This window comes from Candidatus Aeolococcus gillhamiae (genome assembly GCF_016464765.1).
GTDB lineage: Bacteria > Chloroflexota > Dormibacteria > Aeolococcales > Aeolococcaceae > Aeolococcus > Aeolococcus gillhamiae.
The window spans coordinates 1-4,771 of sequence record NZ_JAEKNS010000141.1; the positions used below are offsets into that span (position 1 = coordinate 1).

5 protein-coding genes are annotated in these 4,771 nt (G+C 62.2%); 3 read left to right on the forward strand and 2 right to left on the reverse strand.

Annotation, left to right across the window (positions count from 1 at the left end; genetic code table 11):
• The first annotated feature begins 368 nt into the window (after nt 1-368).
• On the forward strand, nt 369-872 hold the full coding sequence (locus JF886_RS13935) for a hypothetical protein (RefSeq protein ID WP_337313465.1): 504 nt from the start codon (nt 369-371) through the stop codon (nt 870-872).
• Here the strand turns inward: JF886_RS13935 and JF886_RS13940 are convergent.
• On the reverse strand, nt 840-1,385 hold the full coding sequence (locus tag JF886_RS13940; protein WP_337313467.1) for a hypothetical protein: 546 nt from the start codon (nt 1,383-1,385) through the stop codon (nt 840-842). The two genes, JF886_RS13935 and JF886_RS13940, sit on opposite strands and share 33 nt — an antisense overlap.
• Nucleotides 1,386-2,365: 980 nt before the next feature.
• Here JF886_RS13940 and JF886_RS13945 point away from each other — a divergent pair.
• A complete protein-coding gene (locus JF886_RS13945) occupies nt 2,366-2,953 on the forward strand; it encodes an AbrB family transcriptional regulator (RefSeq protein WP_337313468.1) in 588 nt (195 codons plus the stop codon).
• Nucleotides 2,954-3,257: 304 nt separating this feature from the next.
• Here JF886_RS13945 and JF886_RS13950 read toward each other — a convergent pair whose 3' ends face one another.
• A complete protein-coding gene (locus JF886_RS13950; protein ID WP_337313470.1) occupies nt 3,258-3,380 on the reverse strand; it encodes a hypothetical protein in 123 nt (40 codons plus the stop codon).
• Nucleotides 3,381-3,620: 240 nt separating this feature from the next.
• Between JF886_RS13950 and JF886_RS13955 the strand changes: the two genes are divergently transcribed.
• The gene (locus JF886_RS13955; RefSeq protein ID WP_337313472.1) at nt 3,621-4,517 is read left to right on the forward strand and encodes a polysaccharide deacetylase family protein; all 897 of its coding nucleotides are present in this window, start codon (nt 3,621-3,623) and stop codon (nt 4,515-4,517) included.
• Nucleotides 4,518-4,771: the final 254 nt, after the last annotated feature.

Consider the following 4,771-nt stretch of genomic DNA (forward strand, 5'->3'; position numbering starts at 1 on the left):
CGAGTTGTATCGCCACCCGGGTCACCACGCCGTGGCGCTCGCCAGTATGTTTGATGGTCTCTTCAACCATCCTCACTGCCCGCTCCCGGAGCTCAGGCGGGTGCCGGTGTCCCGATCCCTGCTTCGACGTCTGCTGGTTCGGTGCTGGCATGGGCTACATCCTCCCAAAGAATGAAGCCTCCATCGAACCCAGCGTGGTTCATGAGTGCGGATTCCGGAGCAAATGGATCACAGATTCCGGACGAATTGGATCAGTCATTGCGGGGTTTTGGATTACCCCGCTGAAGGAGGTTTGTGGCGCGATCGGCGTGAGGTGAGAGGCGGCGGGCATCCTGACTCGGACAGTCGCAGCAGACGTTCGAGGAGAGATGCCGCTGCCCCGTCCCCGTTCCGCCATGCGCAAGATTAGAGAGGTCCTTCGGCTCTCCTTTGAAGAGCATCTTTCCCGCCACCAGATTGGGGCCGCAGTCGGGCTGCCGTATACGACGGTGTGGCACTACCTGGAGCGAGCCCGAGAAGCCGGGCTGAGCTGGCCACTTCCGGATCAGATCGACGACCGGGAACTGGAGGGCAGGCTATTCGTGACGGCGGCCGCGCCATCAGTGCCGAGCCGGCCGCCGCCGGACTGGAATCACGTGCATCTGGAGCTACGGCGGCCGGGGGTGACCTTGATGCTGCTCTGGCTCGAATACAAAGAGCGCTTCCCTGACGGCTACCAGTACAGCCAGTTCTGCGACATCTATCGGCGCTGGCAGCGCCACCTCGACGTGGTCATGCGCCAAGAGCACCCGGCCGGCCAGCGTGGGGCCAGATGGCGCGGTCCTGCACCCCCTCAATCATTATCGCCGGCACACCTGCCTGGCCCAACGTGAAAGTCCGGGAATTGCACCGACCAGGGTATCGCGAATCGAAACCAGGTGAAGACCCTCAAGCGGAAATGCTATCGCGCCTCGGCATTCCTCGAGCGTGGGAAAGGCTGCCCCGTCGGCCCGCAGCCAGCTATCGGTCATAAGGTCTCGGAGCTGCATGCCCAGGGTCATCATGATCCCCCCGACCAGATATCTCAGATTACCCAGCACGGCCTCCAGCTGGCCCGCATCCTCCATCGCCTTGATCGCCGCAAACCAGGGCGTAAGTCGCTCCTCGCGCACGTTGCGGTCAGTACCGAAGAGCGTGTTCATGGCGACGAACCGCTTCATCCGGCCGGGGTTATCTGGAGGCGACGACCGTACCGTAGGGTTGCTCGCACACCGCGCACGGACTTGGCCGATAGGCCCTCCTTCAACTTCGCGTTCAGCCACCAAGACCCCCGAATAGCTAACCGGATCCTCGCCAATCACCCGCCCGAGCACATAGGCGCGGAAAGAATCGAGCTTGGAGCTCACCTCACGCGCGGCTCGCGGCCTGGGCCCACCCTAGCGGAGCAGGCGACGCACCGTCTTGCGGTCGCGCCCTGTCAGCCGCGCGATCTCGCTGATCGACTTACCATGAACCCAGGCCTCCTGCAGTTGCATGAACTCTCCTCGGCCGACTATCTCTGTCCCTCCTGCTGCGACGTTGGCTGCGTAGGAGGAACACATCCACACCTCGCGTGGGTCAGGACTTTCAAACCGGCTCTATCTGAGGAGTTTCACACCGGCGCTGACACATCGGCGCACCAAAAACGTTGAAGGGTAAATCGCGTCCACCAGGGCGGCGGCTGCGCCGGGTTGTCGCCAGAGCGATTCACCCTGTGGCGTCTGTCGGGCGCTTCGGCCCGCGGACGAGGACGCCCTCGACAACGCTCTGGGAGTGCTGGGGCGGCGCCGCCGATCAGCGCAACCCTTGCGACGGTCATCCAGCTCGCGCTCGAATGATGTGGTCAGGTAGTCGCGGTGTGGCTTGCCATCCCGCCTGGCCTGGTCGGCGAGGTCGGCGAAGCGGTCGCCCACCGTCGGCAGCCGAAGCTCGTGAGTCAGCCTTGACGAGGACGTCAAGGGCGCCGCTGAGCTTGCTCATGTCCGAACGTGCTGCAGAAGCCCGTCATAGGCGTCGACCTGCGGCTGCGGGCGCCCAACTCGCCGGCCTCGATCACCTCCAGCCGGACGGGGTCTGCTCACCCGCTCCGCCGTGTGGTTACGGTGGAGCAGGAGAGCGTCGACCATCAACCGGGCGGCGCCACTTTCCCGAGCCGCGCCTTGAGGGCCATAGAGGGCTCGCTTGTTGCAACCAGCGGTCCTCCTGCGGGCCTGGCCCAGCGCCAGCGAGCGCCAGAAGGCCTGCGGCTTACACCACTACTCGCGACACAACTTCGGAAGCCTTCAGTAGGAGTGACGAAATGATTACAATTCGTTACACGCGATGATCACGAAGGAATGTACGCGCAATGCTTTGCGTGCCCCAAAGTGAAGATGATCGCTCGGATTGGGCAAACAGCCAACCGACCCGACCATCGGGCGACGCCCATGAGACAGTCGTGAATCTCGGCGTTGCCATTGTCATTGGCCTTGCGGCCGCCGCGCTCGGACAGCGGACGAGAGTGCCAGGAGGCGCCATCGTCGCTCCGATCCTCGCAGTTGCCGCCTGGCGCTTGACCGTGAATCAGCGCGTTGATGTCTTCCCAGGCTGGCTACAGCTTCTTGTATATGCCCTGCTAGGCACCGGTATCGGATTGTCGATCGATCGCTCGTCTCTACTTGCGCTCAGAGTCGACTGGCCAGTGCTGTTGTTAATGGCCGCATCGGTTTATGTGGTAGCGGTTGCCTGCGTCCTACTGATCGCTCGGGTGTTTCAGATCGATGCCGCTTCGGCCCTCCTTGCAGGATCCCCAGGGGGATTCACCGGCATCGCCGGCCTCAGCCTCAGCTCGGGTGCGAACGTGGCCCAAGTCGTCGCAGTTCACACGACGCGACTGCTCCTGATCTATGCAACCCTTCCATTCATCCTGGCTGCGGTAAACGCCAGGCCGGATTAACCGACTATCTATCGGTCAAATCTGGGTTATCAACGTTCTGGTCAGTTCTGGTGAGGAGGTCGGCAATCGAGGGCGCAGAACCTGCCGCAATCCGGCTGGCGACCCTTACGGCAGAACGTTCGGGTCGGACAGCTGAGTCGCCCAGTTCACGAGCCCGCCAGATTCCGTCGGAGTTACCTTCTTGAGCCCTTCCTACTTGCGTCCGTACAGCTCTAGCCCAATTGTGCTCCTGATGGAACCGGTGCTTTTTCGGCATATCCGCTATCCCGGCTGGCCGGTCCCATTTGATCGCTTTGAGTCAAGATCACTCCAGCCTCAGCTTGGGCTTGATCGGCTCGGCGGCGAGCAGGTATCGGATGGCAGGCTTCTTCGGCGTCGGCGCGTCGATGATCGAACCATGGGAGCCGCTCAACGATGTTTCGGACATCGCAGCGCTCCGCGCTGCCGTCGGTGAGCGCTTCCACCACCCGGTGGATGGCGCCGGGAGCGTTGTCAAAGCGCTCGGGACTGCGTCCGTCCGAAGACGGACGCACATTGATTGACACGCAGCGACCGGGAGCCATGCACACGCTGATCGGGTTCGTGAACCCTCAGCGGCCCGCTGTTGTTCTTATCGACTATGCGGAAGACTCCGCTGGTTTCAGCCGCGTCGAAGGAGAATGCTGAGATGTCAAATCCGCGTATCGCTTTTCGAATGTCGTCCGTCCGTCCCCGGCTCAGCGCCCCTTTCGGCAAACCATTGATCGTCCATGTCGTGGTCAATGTCGAACACTGGAAGTTCGACGAACCCATGCCGCGCGCGATCATCCCCGGGCCCCACGGCTTCGAATCGGTCCCCGACGTGCCAAACTTCGCATGGGCCGAGTACGGAATGCGATGTGGCATGCCCCGAATCCTGCGTTCACTCGCTGATCGGGGAATTCGCGCAACCGCGGCCATCAACGCCGCAGTGATCGACGTGTATCCCGAAGTGGCGCGTGCGATGTTTGACGCTGGCTGGGAATTCATGGGTCACGGCGTCCACCAGCGTTCCCTGCCTTCAGTCCCCGACGAACGCGTGGTGATTCAGCAGAGTGTCAGAATGATCGAGGAATTCACCGGACGCCGGCCTAGGGGTTGGCTCGGGCCCGGGCTCCGCGAGACATTCGATTCCCCCGACATCCTCCGCGAGATGGGAATCGAATATGTGTGTGATTGGGCACTCGATGACCTGCCGGAATGGTTGCGAACAGACCGCGGATGGATGGTCGCGCTTCCATACTCGCTCGATGTCAACGACAGCGTTCTCTATGCGGTCGAGCGGCACAGTAATCCCGAAATGTACAGGCGTGTAGTCGATGCCGTGGAGTGCTTTAACCGCGAAGTTGTCGAACAGCCTCGCATCCTAACGATGCCGCTCCATCCACACCTGATCGGGCCACCGCATCGGATCATCTACCTCGACCGAATCCTTGATTTCCTGCAATCTCGCCACGACACGGTGTTTCTCACGGGCTCACAGATCGCCGACTGGTACCGCAATGCAGAGCCCCCGCCGATCGACTCGACGCGGTTGCGCGCGTAATGTCGGCCCACCCCCGGCGTTGACGCTCCCCCTCTCCGAGATCCACGACCTCTGGAAACCATGGTCGGGCAAGGTGTGCAGCACTCCGCGGCACGGCGCCGCGGGGCAATTTGAACCACGCTGGGTTCGATGGAGGCTTCATTCTTTGGGAGGATGTAGCCCATGCCAGCATCGAACCAGCAGACGTCGAAGCAGGGATCGGGACACCGGCACCCGCCTGAGCTCCGGGAGCGGGCAGTGAGGATGGTTGAAGA